Origin of the sequence: Massilia sp. Root133 (assembly GCF_001426525.1) — a bacterium.
GTDB classification, from domain to species: Bacteria; Pseudomonadota; Gammaproteobacteria; order Burkholderiales; family Burkholderiaceae_D; genus Telluria; species Telluria orientalis.
The window spans coordinates 203,445-220,560 of sequence record NZ_LMEW01000035.1 but is presented as its reverse complement, the minus strand read 5'-3'; the positions used below and the strand labels follow the sequence as shown (position 1 = coordinate 220,560).

The window sequence follows — 17,116 nt, the reverse complement described above, 5'->3', positions numbered from 1 at the left end:
ATCACCATGCGCCAACCACCCCTGACCAGCACCACCAGTTACCAGGCCCTCCAGTCCCACGCCCAGGACGCCCAGCAATGGCAGATGCGCGACCTGTTCGCGCAAGACCCGCAGCGCTTCGAGCGCCTCTCGGCGGAAGCGGCCGGGCTGTTCCTAGACTATTCAAAAAACCGTTTGGACGGGCGCACGCTTGCACTGCTGGCAAACCTGGCGCGCGAGCGCGGCGTCGAGCAGTTGCGCGATGCCATGTTCGCCGGCGACAAGATCAACCTGACGGAACAACGCGCCGTGCTGCACACCGCCCTGCGCGCGCCGAAGGACAAGCAGATCACGGTGGACGGCCAGGACATCACGGCCGACGTGCACGCCGTCCTCGCCCGCGTCAAGACGTTCAGCGACGCCGTGCGTAACGGTGCGTGGCTGGGTCACACGGGCAAGGAAATCACGGACATCGTCAACATCGGCATCGGCGGCTCCGACCTCGGTCCGAAGATGGTCTGCCTGGCGCTGCGCCAGTTCGCCCATCCGCGCCTGACGATGCACTTCGTCTCCAACGTCGACGGCCACGACATGGACGCCGCGCTGGCGCGCGTGAATCCGGAAACGACGCTGTTCATCATCGCCTCGAAGACGTTCACGACGGCCGAGACCATGATGAACGCGAACACGGCGCGCAGCTGGTTCCTCAAGCATGCGTCGGAAGAGGCGCTGGCAAAACACTTCGTCGCGGTGTCGACCAACGTGGAAGCGATCAAGAAATTCGGCATCGACCCGGACAACATGTTCCCGTTCTGGGACTGGGTCGGCGGCCGCTATTCCGTCTGGTCCGCGATCGGCCTGCCGGTCGCGCTGTGCGTCGGCTACGGCTATTTCGCCGACTTCCTCGCGGGCGCGCACGCGCTGGACGAGCACTTCCGCACCGCGCCGATCGAGCAGAACCTGCCGATGATCCTGGCCCTGGTCGGCTTCTGGAACCGCGAATTCCTCGGCTGCCCGTCGGTGTCGATCGCGCCTTACCACCAGGACCTGAACCGCTTCCCCGCGTACCTGCAGCAGCTCGACATGGAAAGCAACGGCAAGCGCGTCACGCGCGCCGGCGACACCATCACCGACTACGCAACCGGCCCGGTGATCTGGGGCGACGTCGGCACGAACGGCCAGCACGCCTACTTCCAGCTGCTGCACCAGGGCACGGACGTCACGCCGATGGACTTCATCGCCGCGCTGCGTCCCGCGCATGAATTCCAGAACCACCACGCCGCGCTGCTCGCGAACTGCTTCGCGCAGTCGGAAGCCTTCATGAAGGGCAAGACGGCCGACGAGGTGCGCCAGGACCTGGCCGGGCAAGACCCGGCCGAGATCGAGCGCCTCGTGCCGCACAAGACCTTCCCGGGCAACCGTCCGAGCAACACGATCCTGATGGAGTACCTGACCCCGGCCACGCTGGGCGCGCTGATCGCGCTGTACGAGCACAAGGTGTTCGTGCAGGGCGCGATCTGGGACGTGAACAGCTACGACCAGTGGGGCGTGGAACTGGGCAAGGTGCTGGCCAAGAAGATCGAGGCGGAGCTGAACGGCGAGGCGCAACCGGCGCAGCACGATGGTTCGACCAACGGCCTGATCGCCCGCGCCAGGGCCGCCGTCTGAGGAGGTGCCATGAAGACCGAAAAATTCCACATCGTGCATGACGAACGGATGCTGGTCGGCGAATCGGCCGTCTGGCATGCGGTCGAATCCGCGCTGTACTGGGTCGACATCGACGGCAAGTCGGTGCACCGCCTGCATCCGTCGAGCGGCAAGTACTCGCGCTGGAACACGGACACCGAGCCGTCCGCCATCGCCGTCGACCAGGACAACAACCTCGTGCTGGCCACGCGCGCCGGCTTCGTCTACCTGAACACGACGACGGGCGACATCGACGACATCGCGCCGGCACCGTACGACACGTCCATCGTCCGCTTCAACGACGGCCGCACGGACCCGGCGGGGCGCTTCTGGGTCGGCACGATGTACGAGCCGCGCGACCAGCAGAAGGCCGAGATGTACGTGCTGGACAAGGGCGGGCTGCGCCTGGCCTGGGCCGGCGGCATGACGAACTCGAACGGGCTGTCGTTCAGCCCGGACGGCAAGACGATGTACCACTCGGACACGACGAGCCACCGCGTCGACGCGTACGACTACGACGTCAAGACGGGCACGGCATCGAACCGCCGCAACCTCGTCACCTTCTCCGACGACAAGAAGGCGGCCGACTACGGCGGCCGTCCGGACGGCGCGGCGGTGGACAGCGAAGGCAATTACTGGTCCGCGATGTTCGAAGGCGGCCGCATCGTCAAGCTGTCGCCGACGGGCGAGCTGCTGCAGGAAATCGAGCTGCCCGTGCGCTGCCCGACGTCCGTCGCGTTCGGCGGCCCCGATCTGCGCACGCTGTTCGTCACCAGCGCCAGCAAGGGCCGGTCGAACGACGAGCTGGCGAAGTATCCGCACAGCGGCAAAGTACTGGCATTTACCGTCGACGTGCCCGGCATCGAGCAGGCCGAGTACCGCGGTTGATTTCCGGGTGGGCACACCGTGCCCGCCCTCCCCTTTCTCTCGCGCCCACGCCGCCACGGATGTGGCACCATTACCTTCGACTACACCCTTCTGCGTAGTAAAATTTCTTGCGCTATCCATAATCGTGTAGTAAATTTACAGCATTTCACTCCTCGACAGACACCATGGCACTTTCCGATTTCGATCTCGTTTTCTTCGGCGGCAGCGGCGACCTCGCGATGCGCAAGCTGTTGCCGGCGATGTATGCCCGTGACGTGTGCAACGACCTGCCCGCGACGGCGCGCATCATCTGCGTCGGCCGTGACGAGATGTCGCAGGAAGCGTTCATCGAGATGGTGGAAACCAATGCAAAAACGCACGTGAAGGAAAACGTCGACGCCGGCGCATGGCAGACGTTCCTGAACCGCATCACCTACGTCGCCGTCGACGCCGGCAACGTGGCGACCTATGCGGCGCTGGCGGAAGCGCTGCGCAAGGATTCTTCGCTGACGCGCGTCTACTACCTCGCGACGCCGCCGCAACTGTTCGCGACGATCTGCGAGAACCTGGCCGCCGTGGGCCTCGCCACGCCGAATTCGCGCGTCGTCCTGGAAAAGCCGCTGGGCCGCGACCTCGCATCGGCCAAGCAGATCAACGCCGACGTCGGCAAGGTCTTCGCCGAATCGCAGATCTACCGGATCGACCACTACCTCGGCAAGGAAACCGTGCAGAACCTGCTGGCCCTGCGCTTCGGTAACATCCTGTTCGAGCCGCTGTGGCGCCGCGAGTGGATCTCGGACGTGCAGATCACCATCGCGGAAAAGATCGGCGTGGGCAACCGCCTGGGCTATTACGACAACTCGGGCGCGCTGCGCGACATGCTGCAGAACCACCTGCTGCAACTGCTGTGTATCGTCGCGATGGAACCGCCGACGTCGATCGCGCCGGACGCCGTGCGCGACGCCAAGCTGCAGGTCCTGCGCTCGCTGAAGCGCTTCACGCCGACGACGCTGTCGCAGAACATCGTGCGCGGCCAATACCGCTCGGGTTATGTCGACGGCCAGGCCGTGCCGGGCTACCGCGACGAACCGGGCGCACCGAAGCAGTCGAAGACGGAAACCTTCGTCGCGATGAAGGCCGAGATCGACACTTGGCGCTGGGCCGGCGTGCCGTTCTACCTGCGCACCGGCAAGCGCATGGCCGACCGCCTCGCGGAAATCGTCGTGCGCTTCAAGCCTATCCCCCATTCGATCTTCAACCAGCCGACGTCGAGCTTCCAGCCGAACAGCCTCGTGATCCGCCTGCAGCCGGACGAAGGCCTGTCGATGAACCTGATGGCCAAGACGCCGGGCGATTCCATGCGCCTGAAGCAGGCCGAACTCGAACTCGATTTCCGCGAACAGTTCAAGTCCCCGCGCATGGAAGCGTACGAGCGCCTGCTGCTGGACGTCCTGCGCGGCCAGCTGACCCTGTTCATGCGCGGCGACGAGCTGGAAGCCGCGTGGGAATGGGTCGAGCCGATCCTCGAATACTGGGAGCAGGACGACACGACGCCGGTCCCGTACACGTCCGGTACGTGGGGCCCTGCCTCGTCGTCCGCGCTGATCGGCCGCGACGGCCTGCAGTGGCGCGAAGAGGCGCTGCCGGAAGACTGAAGGAACTAACGTGCTGCTCGATTCGATCCGTACCCAGCTCGACTCGCTGTCCAAGTCCGAGCGCAAGGTGGCGCTCGCCGTGCTGGCCGCGCCCAGCGCCACCGTGAGCCAGAACATTACGGCGCTGGCGCGCAGCGCGCAGGTGTCCGAGCCGACCGTCGTGCGCTTTTGCCGCACGCTCGGCTACGACGGCTGGCACGAGTTCAAGCTGAAGCTCGCGCAAGGCCTCGCGCTGGCGCTGCCCGGTGCCAGCGAGCAGCCGGCGCAGGACGACCTGGCCGCGGACCTCGTCAACAAGATCTGCAGCCGCTCGATCAACACGCTGCTCGACCTGCGCAACAACCTGAAGCCGGAACTGATCCAGAAGGCACTCGACATCCTGTCGCGCGCCAACAAGATCGAGTTCTACGGCCAGGGCACGTCGGGCTTCGTCGCGGCCGACGCGCAACACAAATTCTTCCGCTCGGGCGTGCCGACCGTCGCGTACACCGACCCCGCGATCCACGCCATCGCGGCCGCGCTGCTGCGCGAGGGCGACGCGCTGGTCGCGATCTCCCAACGCGGCAACAACCCGTCGCTCACGCGCTCGGCGAAACTCGCGCGCCGCGGCGGTGCCGAAGTGATCGTGCTGGCGCCGTCCGGCACGCCGCTCGCGGACATGGCGAGCCTCCTGATTCCAATCGACCTCGTGTTCGCGACCGATCCGTACACGCCGATCTCGGCGCGTCTCGCCTACCTCGTCGTGATCGACGTGCTCGCGGTCGGCCTCGCGCTGCAGCGCGGTCCGGAGTTCCGCAAGAAGATGCAGAACGCGCAGAAGGCACTGCAGGAATTCGACCTGCAGTTCGATTCGTTCATCGGATGACCGCCCCGGTCTTCTTCGCAACCGCAGAAGACTTCCGCGCCTGGCTCGCGGCCCATGCACACGAGGCAAAGGAACTGCTCGTGGGCTTTCACAAGGTCGGCACGGGCAAGCCGTGCATGACCTGGTCCGAGTCAGTCGACCAGGCGCTGTGCTACGGCTGGATCGACGGCGTGCGCAAGGGCGTCGACGAAGGCGCCTACACGATCCGCTTCACGCCACGCAAAGCCGGCTCGATCTGGAGCGCGGTGAACATCGACAAGGTGACCAGGCTGCGCGAGCAAGGCCTCATGACGCCGGCGGGCGAAGCGGCGTTCGCGCGGCGCTCGGAAGACCGCTCGCGCGTGTATTCGCACGAGCGCGAGACGCCCGCCGAACTGGCGCCCGAGGACCTGGCCCGCTTCCGGCGCCACAAGTCCGCGTGGGCGTATTTCGAAGCGTGCCCACCCGGCTACCGCAAGCGCATGCTGCACGTCGTGACGAGTGCCAAGAAGCCGGAGACGCGGGCGGCGCGGCTCGACCGGCTCATCGCGGCATGCGCGGAAGGCCGGCGGCTCGACGAGTGGACGCCGGCAAAAAAATAATCAGTAACCGACCGTGAATCGCTCGCGCACGTGCGCCGGCTTTTCGATCTCGTCGACCAGCGCGATGGCGTAATCCTCGTACGAGATCGTGCTGCCCTTCTCGCTCACCAGCAGTTCGTCCTTGGCGAGGCGGAACTTGCCGGTGCGCTCGCCCGGCACGAACAGCGCGGACGGCGAGATGAACGTCCAATCGAGGTCGCTCACGCCGCGCAGCGCATCCAGGAAATCGGCGCCCTTCGTCGCCTCGTCCTTGTACGCGGCCGGGAAATCGGGCTGGTCGACGAGGCGCTTGCCCGGTGCGACGAACAGGCTGCCGGCGCCGCCCACGACGAGATAACGTTTTACGCCGGACGCGCGCACGGCGTCGATCAGTGCTTGCGGGTCGGTGTCGAGGAAGCGCACCGAACTGACCACGGCGTCGTGGCCCTTCAGCACCTCGGCCAGGCCAGCCGGATCGGCGACGTCGCCGCGTGCCGCCGTGACGCCCGCACGTGCCGGGACTTTCGCAGGATCGCGGACGATGGCCGTGACCTGGTGATTGCGCGAAACGAGTTCGTTCAGGATGCGCGTGCCGACGTTGCCGGATGCGCCGATGAGTGCGATGCGTGCCATGGAATTCCTTTGGTCTGTGGTTAAGAATAGGTCTGAAAACGAGACCGTCGAATCATCTTATGCTAGTCTGCATGGGCCGCACAAGAAGTCAGCGCGGCGTGATCAGGTCAGCCGACACTGACCCGCAACCCGTGAACACACCATGTCCAAGACCTCCCTGCTCGCCGCCGACCGCCCCTTCGACCAACCCTGCCCCATCCGCGACGTGCTGGATCGCATCGGCGACCAGTGGAGTCTCCTCGTTCTCGACGCACTCGAAGGCGGCACCAAACGCTTCAACGAATTGATGCGCGCACTGGGCGACATCTCCAAGCAGATGCTGTCGCAGACCCTGAAGCGCCTGGAGGAAGACGGTTTCGTGCGCCGCACCGTGTATCCGGAAGTGCCGCCCCGGGTCGAGTACGACCTCACGCCGCTGGGCCACTCGTTCCTCGTGCCGATGCGGGGCCTCGTCGTGTGGGCCGACGAGCATCATCGGCATGTGTGCGAGGCGCGGGCACTGTATCGGACCAGCGCGCCGTAACGAAAACCGTTTCCTGGCTTGGTTTTTATTTATAATAAACAATAACCTTCCCCAAAAACCAGGAGACAATTTTGAGCAAAGCAGGTCACCAACAGGTCAACCCTACCCGGCGCCGCGTGCTCGGCACGCTGGGCCTCGCGGCCGCCGCCGCAGGCATGCCCGGCCTCGCCGGCGCAACCGTCGTGACACGCACTGAGGGCGACAAGGACAAGCTGGCGCTGTGGTACGACAAACCGGCGCGCCAATGGGTCGAGGCCCTCCCCGTCGGCAACGGCCGGCTGGGCGCGATGGTGTACGGCCGCCCACTGCAGGAGCGCCTGCAGCTGAACGAAGACACCTTGTGGGCCGGCGGCCCGTACCGTTTCGACAATCCCGGCTTCAAGGCCGCGCTGCCGCGCGTGCGGGCGCTGATCGACGAAGGCAAGTTCATCGAAGCGCGCGACCTCGTCGCGAAAGAGATGATCGCGCAGCCGGCCACGCAGATGCCCTACGGCGCGGCCGGCGACCTGCTGTTCGACTTCCACGGCGTCGATGGCGCGCAAGGCTTCCGGCGCACGCTGGACCTCGACAGCGCGATCGCGACCACGCGCTTCACCAGCGGCGCCGTGCGCCACGTGCGCGAGGTGTTCTCCAGCGCGCCCGACCAGGTGATCGTGCTGCACCTGCAAGCCACCGGCGGCACGCTCGACTTCGACGTCGGCTACCGCCACCCGCGCGAGGTCAAGTACGGCGACGGCACGTTCGACGTCACGAAGGTCAGACATGACGTCCCTGCGGGCGCCCCGTGGGACGTCAGCGAAGACCTCGCGGAAGCCCAGCGTCCCGCGAGCCTGTCCATCCGCGCGGACGGCCCGCGCGCCCTGCTCGTCGAAGGCCGCAACGCCGACCACGCCGGCGTGAAGGGCGCCCTGCGCTACGCCGTGCGCGTCATGGCCCTGGGGGATGGCAAGGTGGACGTCGACGGCGACCGCCTGCGCGTGCGCGGCGCGCGCGAGGTCACGCTGCTGATCGGCGCCGCGACCAGTTTCGTCAGCCCCCGCGACATCGACGGCGACCCGGTCAAGGCCGTGCGCGAGCGCGTGGACGCCGCCGCGCGCAAGCCGTATGCGCGCCTGCGCGCGGAGAACGTGCAAGCACACCGCGCGCTGTTCGGGAGGCTGTCGCTGCGCCTCGGCCGCGCCGGCGCCGGCACCGCCCCCACCGATGCGCGCATCGCCGCCGTCCCGCAGACCGACGACGCGTCCCTCGCGACGCTGGCCGCGCTGTACCTGCAATACGGCCGCTACCTGCTGATCTCGTCGTCGCGCCCGGGCAGCCAGCCCGCGAACCTGCAGGGCATCTGGAACGAGGGGATCAATCCGCCGTGGGGCAGCAAGTACACCATCAACATCAACACCGAGATGAACTACTGGCCGGCGGAAGCGGCCAACCTGGCGCCGTGCGTGGAGCCGCTGGTGAAGATGGTCGAGGAACTGGCCGTCACCGGCGCGGCCGTCGCGCGCGAGTCCTGGGGCGCGCGCGGCTGGGTCGCGCACCACAACACGGACCTGTGGCGCGCGGCAGCGCCCATCGACGGGCCGAACTGGGGCATGTGGCCCTGCGGCGGCGCGTGGCTGTGCAAGACGCTGTGGGACCACTACGAATACAACCCCGACGACGCCTACCTTGCCCGCATCTACCCCGCGTTGAAAGGCGCGGCGATGTTCTTCGTCGACGTTCTCGTCGAGGATCCGAAGGGCCGTGGCCTCGTCACGTCGCCGTCGCTCTCGCCCGAGAACCCGCACCACCCGGACGTCGCCGTGTGCGCGGGGCCGGCGATGGACCGCCAGATCGTGCGGGACCTGTTCGCGTGGACCCTGGCCGCCCACGAGAAGCTGCGCGATCCGGACGCGGACTTCCGCAAGGCGGTGGAAGCGAAACGCGCACGCCTGGCGCCGGACCGCATCGGCGCGCAGGGCCAGTTGCAGGAATGGCTGGACGACTGGGATGCGCAGGCGCCGGACCAGCATCACCGCCACGTGTCGCACCTGTACGCCGTCTATCCCAGCGAGCAAATCAACGTGCGCGACACGCCCGACCTGATCGCGGCGGCCAAGGTGTCGCTCAACACGCGCGGCGACATGTCGACAGGCTGGGCCACGGCATGGCGCCTGGCGCTGTGGGCGCGCATGGGCGACGGCGAACACGCGTACAGCATCCTGCGCGGCCTGCTGGCGCCGGAGCGCACCTATCCGAACATGTTCGATGCGCACCCGCCGTTCCAGATCGACGGCAATTTCGGCGGCGCGGCCGGCATCCTGGAAATGCTCGTGCAATCGTGGGGCGGCGAGATCCGCATCCTGCCCGCACTGCCGCGCGCGTGGCCGGAAGGTGGCGTCCACGGCGTGCGCGCCCGCGGCGGCATCGAGGTCGACCTGGACTGGGTCGGCGGCCGCGCCACGCGCGTCGCGCTGCGCGGCAAGCCGGGGCAAGCGGCGAAGGTGCGGATCGGCGAGCGCCTCGTGACCGTCAAGCTCGACGCTTCCGGCCGCGCGCGCGTCGCGCTCACTTAGTTCACCGCCTCCGGCACGGGTACCGGCGCGGCGGCACGGCGCCGCGCCAGCAGCACGATCAGCGCGGCGACGCCGCACGCCGCGGCCGCCGTGTACACGGCCGGCGAATAAGTGAACGCGATCGTGCGGATGCGGCCCGCGCCGTAGGCCGCCACGGCCGCCCCGAGCTGGTGGCCGGCGAAAACCCAGCCGAAGATCATCGGCGCGCGCTTGCCCCACGCCTGCGCGGCCAGCTTCACGGTCGGCGGCACGGTCGCGATCCAGTCGAGGCCATAGAACATGGCGAACAGCGTCAGGCCCGTGAGCGTGAAGTCGGCCGACGGCAGCCACGCCAGCGACAGCCCGCGCATGCCGTAGTACCAGCACAGCAGGTAGCGGCTGTCGTAACGGTCGGACAGCCAGCCCGACAGGATCGTGCCCACGAGATCGAACGTGCCCATCATCGCCAGTACCGACGCGGCGGGGACGGCGCCCAGGCCCGCGTCGCCGCACAGCGAAATGAAGTGGGTCTGGATCAGGCCATTCGTCGACAGGCCGCAGATGAAGAAACTGCCGAACAATACCCAGAACACGCGGTCGGCACGCACGCTGGCCAGCGTGGTGAACGGCGTGCGGATCGAGACCGGTGCGCGCGCCGGCACGACGGGTTTGATGGTCGTGTCGCCGCCATAGGGTGCGAGCCCCAGTTCCTGCGGATGGTCGCGCACGAACAGCAGCGCGAGAATCGCCACGAAGGCGCAGCTGGCCATCACGGGCAGCAGCGCCAGGCGCCAGCCGCCATGCTCGATCAGCCACGTGCCGACGGGGAGGAACACGAGCTGCCCCGTCGCCGAACTCGCGGTGAGCAGCCCCATGACGAGGCCGCGGCGCTGTTCGAACCATCGGTTGGCGACGACGGCGTTGAGCACCAGCGCCGTCATGCCGGAACCGAGCCCCAGCATCACGCCCAGCAGCAGCACGAGCTGCCAGAAGTCCGTCATCTGGCGCACGAGACCGAGGCCGGCCGCGATGACCATCAGCGCCGACACCATCACGTTGCGCAGGCCGAAGCGCTCCATCAGCAGCGCGGAAAAGGGTCCCATCAGGCCGAACAGGGCGAAACGCACGGCGAGCGCGGACGAGATCTGGTCGACGGTCCAGCCGAATTCCTGGCTCAGGGGTTTCAGCAGCGCGCCCGGCAGGCCGAGGGCGGCGGACGACGACAGCGCCGTCAGGAAGGTGATGGCGGCGACGAGCCAGCCGTAGTGCAGGCCGCGGCGGCCCATCCACTGGGCAAGAGAGGTGGAAAGCATGGGCGTCCTTAGTCGAGAAGACGGGCCGTGGCCGCGTCGAGGATACGGTGGGCATACGCGTCGTCATCGACAGACCGCGCCAGCACGAGCGCGCCGACCATCGTGGCGAATGCGGCGAGTGCGTCGTCCGGCGTCGCGTCGGTTTTTTTCCTGCGCATGGCCTCGCCGAGGATGTCGACGAAGGTCTTGACGCCCGCCTCGAAATGGCGCGGCAGTTCCGGGCCGTGGCGGGCCGCGTCCGGGCCGAGCGAGGCGATGACGCAGCCGGAACCGACGCGGCCGCGGTGGCCCGGCGTCAGGTAGCGGCGCACGAGGGCCGCGTAGGCGCTCTCCCCCGCGTCCGCCGCCGCGCGCCGCCAGCCGTCGATGCCGGTCTCCAGCGCGCGGTCGCAGGCCTGGGCGATCAGGTCGTCCTTGGACTTGAACTGTTTATAGAACGCGCCGTGCGTGAGGCCGGCCGCGGCCATCAGCTCGGCGAGGCCGACGCCGTCGAAGCCCCGTTCGCGGAACAGGCGGCTGGCGGCGTCGATGACGGCCTGGCGGTTTTCCTCCGCCTGGATTCGATTGACTCGCATGGTTTCCTCCAAATTGGATGTCAATCATAATCCATTTTCCAAAATAGATGTCAAGCACAATCTATTTTTACTGCCGTAAAATACGTACTTTCGACAACGCAGCACCGTCCGCCATGCACATCAATCCCGAACGCAGCACCCGCCCCGACTACGACCTGCTGGTACGCCAGGTCGCCAGCGTCCTCGAGGGCGAGCGCGACCTCATCGCCAACGCGTCGCAATTCTCGGCGCTCGTCTACGACACCCTCGCCGACCTGAACTGGGCCGGCTTTTACCTCACCGTGCCCGCGAAATCGGGCAATGGCGAAGATTTGCTCGTCGGCCCGTTCCAGGGCAAGCCCGCGTGCGCCCGCATCCCGTTCGGCCGCGGCGTGTGCGGCACGACGGCCGTCAAGCGCGAAACCATGGTCGTGCCGGACGTGCACGCGTTCCCGGGCCACATCGCATGCGATTCGGCGTCGAATTCGGAAATCGTTATCCCGCTCGCCAAGAACGGCAGGCTGGTGGGCGTGTTCGATATCGACAGCCCGCTGCTCGACCGCTTTTCCGGCGAGGACAAGGCCGGGCTGGAGGCCATGGTGGCGGCGTTTCTCGAGGCGACCGACTGCTGATTCCGGATACAATAACCGCCTGACCTTTCTCTCCCCCGCATCATGAACCAACTCGAACAGCTCAAGCAGTACACCACCGTGGTGGCCGACACCGGCGACTTCCAATCGATCAAGGCCTACGCACCGCAGGACGCGACGACGAATCCGTCGCTGATCCTGAAGGCCGTCCAGAAGCCGGAATACCGTCCGCTGCTGGAAAAGACGATCGCCGACTTCCCGAACGCGTCGACCGAGGAAATCGTCGACCGCCTGCTGATCGCGTTCGGCACCGAGATCCTGAAGTTCGTGCCGGGCCGCGTCTCGACCGAAATCGACGCCGCCCTGTCGTTCGACACGGAAGCGACGGTCGCCAAGGGCCGCGAACTGATCGCCCTGTACGAAGCGGCCGGCATCGAACGCTCGCGCGTGCTGATCAAGATCGCGTCGACGTGGGAAGGCATCCGCGCCGCCGAGATCCTCGAGAAGGACGGCATCCGCTGCAACCTCACGCTGCTGTTCTCGCTGTGCCAGGCCGTCGCCTGCGCCGAAGCGGGCGTGCAACTGATCTCGCCGTTCGTCGGCCGCATCTACGACTGGTACAAGAAATCCATGGGCACCGACTATCAGGGCGCGGACGATCCGGGCGTGCAGTCGGTCAAGCGCATCTACCAGTACTACCGCAAGTTCGGCTACAAGACCGAGGTGATGGGCGCGAGCTTCCGCAACACGTCGCAGATCCTGGAACTGGCCGGCTGCGACCTGCTGACCATCTCGCCGGACCTGCTGCAGAAGCTGGCCGACACCGAAGGCGCCGTCGAGCGCAAGCTGGTGGCCGACGCGAATGCGGACATCGAGAAGATCGCACTCGACGAAAAGACGTTCCGCTTCATGCTGAACGAAGACGCGATGGCAACCGAGAAGCTGGCCGAAGGCATTCGCGCCTTCTGCGCCGACTCGGGCAAGCTGAAGAAGATGATCGAAGAGATGCGCTGATCCACACGGACCGCGCAAGTAAAACGGCAGCCCGCGGGTGAACTGAACCCGCGGGCTGCCGTTTTTGTTTAACGCATGAGCATCAGGCGCGGCGCCTCGAACGCGTCGAGACGGAACACGCTGACCAGCTGCCCCAGCGCGGCCGCCTGTTCCTGCAGGCTCTGCGCCGTGCTGGCCGCCCGCTGCACGAGCCCCGCGTTCTGCTGGGTCACCGTGTCCATCTGCGTGATGGCTTGGTTCACCTGCTCGATGCCGGCGCTCTGTTCGCGGCTGGCGTGGCTGATCTCGGCCATGATCGCATGCATGCGCTGCACGCTGCCCAGCACCTCGGTCATCGTCGCACCCGCTTCCGCGACGAGCACATTGCCCGCCTCGACCTGCTGCACCGAACTCCCGATGAGTTCCTTGATTTCCTTCGCGGCGGCGGCCGAACGCTGGGCGAGATTGCGCACTTCCGTCGCGACGACGGCGAAGCCGCGGCCCTGCTCACCCGCACGCGCCGCTTCGACGGCGGCGTTCAGCGCGAGGATATTCGTCTGGAACGCGATGCCGTCGATGACGGCGATGATGTCGACGATCTTCTGCGACGATGCGTGGATCGAACCCATCGTGTCGACGACGCGCGCCACGGCCGCGCTGCCCTTCTGGGCGACGCCGGCCGCGGTGTCGGCCAGCGCGTTCGCCTGGCCCGCGTGGTCGGCGTTCTGCTTCACGGTCGACGTCAACTCCTCCATCGACGCGGCCGTCTCCTCCAGCGAGCTGGCCTGCTGCTCCGTGCGCGACGACAGGTCGAGGTTGCCGCCGGCGATTTCGTCGGATGCCTGCGAGATCGTCGTCGTCGCGCCGCGCACGTCGCCGACGATCTTCGCCAGGTTGTCGCGCATGGATTTCATTGCGAACAACAGGCTCGAATCATCGCCTGCGCGCGTGTCGACCCGCACCGCCAGGTCGCCGGCGGCGATGCGCGCGACGATCTCGGTGGCGTAATCCGGCTCGCCGCCGAGGCGGCGCATCAGCCAGCGCGTGAGCAGCATGGCGCCGGCGGCGCCCAGCACGACGCTGCCCAGCACCAGCGACACGATCCACATGCGCGACGCCGTGTAGCGCGCATTGCCCTCGACCGCCGCGGCGCGGCCGCCTTCCGTGTACATGTCGACGATCTTGTCGACGTGGCCCCGCAGCGCCACGACCAGCTTGTTCGACTCGCCGCGGATCAGCTTCTTGGCCAGCTCGGCGTCGCCTGCGCGGGCCGCGGCCCGGATTTTGGCGTCTTCCATCATATAGCGGTCCCACATCTCCAGCAGGTCCGCATACGTCTGCTTTTCCTCGGGCGATTCGAGCAATTTCACGTAATCGTCCTGCATTTTGTGGAGGTCATCCAGGTCTTTTGCAATGACCTTGTCATATTTATCCATTTCCGCCTGTTCGCTGGAAATAATGTATTGCAATTCGCGCGTGCGGATACGTGCAATCTGCGATTTGATGTCTTCGATGACGCGAATACCGGGCATCCAGTGCGATGACAATTTCATCGACGTGTCATTAACTTGTGCTAATTGCCATATTGCGACACCGCCAACAAACGCGGTTAGCGCAAGGACAGCGGCAAATGCAATTCCCAATTTAGTAGCGAGGCGCAAGCTTGATAAATATCTCATGTTGACCGTTTGAATATGTTGACCTGCATGTTACAATGTTTCCCTACGTCAACCATGATAACGCACATGAGTTGTCTACACATCCTTGTTTTTCACTCTTGTCGAGTTTTTGCGACACCTCGTTCTTTATTTCAGAACGTAACATTTTCGCACAACGATATTTAAATAAGAGGAATTAGATTGCGAAAAAACATTGGCATATTTTAGAATTTAAAAACTTACCTAACGGCAACTTTTGGAGTTCTTTACATGCTCACTTCCATTTCCCGCATTGGCAAAATCGTATTCGCCAACGCTGCCATCGACTGGAATACCGACCTCGATTCCATTCTTGAAATCCTGTTGAAACATTTTGATAGTTTTAACGGGAATGGCTTTTACGCGCATCCCAATGAGGTGCAATTGCGCACCGAATTGGGGCGTGTTCCGGTATTGGCCCATTTCACCGAAGGATTACTCGGCCTGCGCACGCATGGTGCAGTGATTCATAACCTGGGCCTGGCCGGACTGCCGGAAGAACGCCGCAACGCGGCCCTGTACGCGCTGACCCTGATGCTCGGCTATCCCACCTCGACGGACCAGCGCACCGGCCGCGTCGCGTGGGATGTCCGCGCCAGGCCCGCCACGGAAGGCGGTAGCCGCTTCACGACCTTCTCCGAGCGCGTCGGCAACGCCGACATGCACACGGATTCGTCGTTCTATCCGATGCCCGAAGAGCAGTTCGTCCTGTACGTGGTGCACGCCGCACGTTGCGACGGCGGCAAGTCGCTGCTGGTCGACGGCGACGACATTTACGACACGCTGCAGCGCACGGACGAACGCCGCGCCGCGTTCGACCTGCTGTGCACCACGCCGGTGCCGTTCCGCGTCCCGGCCGTGTACGCGGCCGGCGAGGAAACCGTCGAAGTCCACGTGGCCCCGGTGTTCGGACCGGTCACGCGTGCCGCGTCCCGCTACAGCGTGAAGCCGGCGCCGCGCTTCGCGATGCGCTGGCGCTACGACTCGATCCTGAAGGGGCTCGACGCCCGCCCCGACCTGGCCACGCCCGCGCTGTGCGACGCGCTGGCGCTGATGAACGAGGTGGTCGAAAAAGGCGCCGTTCGCTTCGAGGAACAGCTGCCGGACGACACGCTGATGCTGGTCGATAACCACCACATGCTGCACGGCCGCACGACCTACACGGACGAGCGCCGCCACCTGATCCGCATCCGCATCTCGGATGTGCCGAACGCCGAACGCATCGGTCCATCGGGAGTGGCAAGGGACTGATATGACAGAAACCGTTCTGACCCGCGGCAGCATCGCCAATGCCGCGGCCCAGGCGCCCGCCGACGGCCTGCCCGCGGCGCGCCGCCGCTGGGCGATGCTGGCCCTGATGACGGGCGTCTCGATGGCGTCGCTCGACACGGCGATCGCCAACACGGCCCTGCCCGAGCTGGCCCGGCAACTGCACGCCGGCGCCGCAGCCTCCGTCTGGATCGTCAACATCTACCAGTTGGCGATGGTCGCCACGCTGCTGCCATTCGCGGCGCTGGGCGAGCGCGTCGGCTACCGGAGAGTCGCCACGGCCGGCCTGGCGCTGTTCACGGTGGCATCCTTATTATGTGCGCTGGCGTGGAACCTGCCCCTGCTCGTGGGCGCGCGCCTGCTGCAGGGCCTCGGCGCCGCCGCCCTGATGGGCGTGACGACGGCGATGATGCGCGCCATCTATCCGGCGCACCTGCAGGGCCAGGGCTTCGGCCTGAATGCCCTCGTCGTGGCGGTGGCGTTCGCCGTCGGTCCCACGCTCGCATCGCTGATCCTGGCGCTGGCTTCGTGGCCGTGGCTGTTCGCCATCAACGTGCCGATCGGCGCCGCGGCGTTCGTGCTCGCCCGCCGCGTCCTGCCCGACAACGCGCGCGGCAAGCACGGCTTCGATGCCGGCGCGGCGCTGTGCAACGTGGGGGCGTTCGGCTTCCTGATCCTGTTGCTGGGCGATGCGGCGCATGGCGTGCCGCCCGCGCGCCTGGGTCTGGAGGCCGTGGCGACGGCCGCGTGCTTCGCGCTGCTGCTGCGGCGCCAGCGCGGCCATGCGGCGCCGATCCTGCCGACGGATCTGCTGGCGCGACCGCTGTTCGCGCTGTCGGCGCTGACGGCCGTGTGCACGTTCGCCGTCCAGAGCCTCGCGTTCGTCGCCCTGCCTTTCCACTTCGAGCAGGTGCTCGGCCGTTCGCCCGTCGAGACGGGCTTCCTGCTGACGCCCTGGCCCGTGCTGGTCGGGATCATGGGCCCGATCTCCGGCCGTTTATCCGACCGCCATGAATCCGGGCTGCTGGCGGGGATCGGCCTGCTGGTGCTGTGCGCCGGCATGGCGGCGCTACTGTGGATGCCGGAGGCGCCGTCCACATTCGCCATCGCATGGCGCATGGCCGTGTGCGGCATCGGCTTCGGCCTGTTCCAGGCGCCGAACATGAAGGCGATCATGGGCAGCGCGCCGCGCGAACGGTCCGGCGGCGCGAGCGGCATCGTCGCGACGGCGCGCCTGACGGGCCAGGCCTGCGGCGCCGCGCTGGTGGCGGGCTGCCTCGTGCTGTCGGAGCGCCATGGCACCACGTATGCCCTCGCCGCGGCGGCAGGCATCGCGCTGCTGGGTGCTTGCATCAGCTTTGCGCGGCTGCACCCGCGCACGAAAGGCTGAAGAGTAGCCGG

Annotated in this window: 15 protein-coding genes; 11 read left to right on the top strand and 4 right to left on the bottom strand. The window is 66.5% G+C overall.

Translation table 11 applies throughout. The features are described from left to right. The first annotated feature begins 6 nt into the window (after positions 1–6). From pgi to ASD28_RS27750, 5 genes are all read left to right on the top strand, one after another. On the top strand, positions 7–1,647 hold the full coding sequence (pgi, locus tag ASD28_RS27770) for a glucose-6-phosphate isomerase (RefSeq protein ID WP_056136408.1): 1,641 nt from the start codon (positions 7–9) through the stop codon (positions 1,645–1,647). Between the two features lie 9 nt (positions 1,648–1,656). Continuing rightward, positions 1,657–2,553 carry an SMP-30/gluconolactonase/LRE family protein gene (locus ASD28_RS27765; RefSeq protein ID WP_056136405.1) on the top strand — a complete coding sequence of 299 codons (897 nt, stop codon included), beginning with the start codon at positions 1,657–1,659 and terminating at the stop codon, positions 2,551–2,553. A 164-nt stretch (positions 2,554–2,717) separates the two neighbouring features. Further along, positions 2,718–4,187, top strand: a complete 1,470-nt coding sequence (zwf, locus tag ASD28_RS27760; protein ID WP_056136403.1) for a glucose-6-phosphate dehydrogenase — start codon at positions 2,718–2,720, stop codon at positions 4,185–4,187. A gap of 10 nt (positions 4,188–4,197) precedes the next feature. Beyond that, entirely contained in the window at positions 4,198–5,052 is an 855-nt protein-coding gene (locus ASD28_RS27755) for an SIS domain-containing protein (RefSeq protein ID WP_056136401.1), read from the top strand. After that, positions 5,049–5,633, top strand: coding sequence for a YdeI family protein (locus ASD28_RS27750; protein ID WP_056136399.1), 585 nt, complete (start codon positions 5,049–5,051; stop codon positions 5,631–5,633). Before ASD28_RS27755 ends, ASD28_RS27750 begins: the two co-directional genes overlap by 4 nt. Here ASD28_RS27750 and ASD28_RS27745 read toward each other — a convergent pair whose 3' ends face one another. Beyond that, a complete protein-coding gene (locus ASD28_RS27745) occupies positions 5,634–6,245 on the bottom strand; it encodes an NAD(P)-dependent oxidoreductase (protein ID WP_056136397.1) in 612 nt (203 codons plus the stop codon). Positions 6,246–6,387: 142 nt separating this feature from the next. On the opposite strand from ASD28_RS27745, the gene ASD28_RS27740 reads away from it, so the two are divergent. Together ASD28_RS27740 and ASD28_RS33005 are read left to right on the top strand one after the other, a co-directional pair. Next, positions 6,388–6,768, top strand: coding sequence for a helix-turn-helix domain-containing protein (locus tag ASD28_RS27740; protein ID WP_056136396.1), 381 nt, complete (start codon positions 6,388–6,390; stop codon positions 6,766–6,768). 71 nt (positions 6,769–6,839) lie between these two features. Further along, positions 6,840–9,320, top strand: a complete 2,481-nt coding sequence (locus ASD28_RS33005; protein ID WP_056136393.1) for a glycoside hydrolase N-terminal domain-containing protein — start codon at positions 6,840–6,842, stop codon at positions 9,318–9,320. Here ASD28_RS33005 and ASD28_RS27730 read toward each other — a convergent pair. Beyond that, positions 9,317–10,612 (bottom strand): MFS transporter, encoded by a 1,296-nt coding sequence (locus ASD28_RS27730; protein WP_056136391.1) that lies wholly within the window; start codon positions 10,610–10,612, stop codon positions 9,317–9,319. The genes ASD28_RS33005 and ASD28_RS27730 overlap by 4 nt on opposite strands. 8 nt (positions 10,613–10,620) lie before the next feature. Next, complete coding sequence (locus ASD28_RS27725; RefSeq protein ID WP_056136389.1) at positions 10,621–11,187, bottom strand: TetR/AcrR family transcriptional regulator; 567 nt, start codon at positions 11,185–11,187, stop codon at positions 10,621–10,623. A 113-nt stretch (positions 11,188–11,300) separates the two neighbouring features. Between ASD28_RS27725 and ASD28_RS27720 the strand changes: the two genes are divergently transcribed. Together ASD28_RS27720 and tal are read left to right on the top strand one after the other, a co-directional pair. Then, the gene (locus ASD28_RS27720; protein ID WP_056136387.1) at positions 11,301–11,798 is read left to right on the top strand and encodes a GAF domain-containing protein; all 498 of its coding nucleotides are present in this window, start codon (positions 11,301–11,303) and stop codon (positions 11,796–11,798) included. A 42-nt stretch (positions 11,799–11,840) separates the two neighbouring features. Next, entirely contained in the window at positions 11,841–12,770 is a 930-nt protein-coding gene (gene tal, locus ASD28_RS27715; protein WP_056136385.1) for a transaldolase, read from the top strand. A 68-nt stretch (positions 12,771–12,838) separates the two neighbouring features. On the opposite strand, the gene ASD28_RS33225 is transcribed toward tal, so the two are convergent. Further along, complete coding sequence (locus ASD28_RS33225) at positions 12,839–14,428, bottom strand: methyl-accepting chemotaxis protein (RefSeq protein ID WP_056136384.1); 1,590 nt, start codon at positions 14,426–14,428, stop codon at positions 12,839–12,841. Between the two features lie 480 nt (positions 14,429–14,908). Between ASD28_RS33225 and ASD28_RS27705 the strand changes: the two genes are divergently transcribed. Continuing rightward, positions 14,909–15,697, top strand: a complete 789-nt coding sequence (locus ASD28_RS27705; RefSeq protein WP_056136383.1) for a TauD/TfdA family dioxygenase — start codon at positions 14,909–14,911, stop codon at positions 15,695–15,697. 1 nt (position 15,698) lies between these two features. Beyond that, on the top strand, positions 15,699–17,105 hold the full coding sequence (locus ASD28_RS27700) for an MFS transporter (protein WP_056136382.1): 1,407 nt from the start codon (positions 15,699–15,701) through the stop codon (positions 17,103–17,105). Positions 17,106–17,116: the final 11 nt, after the last annotated feature.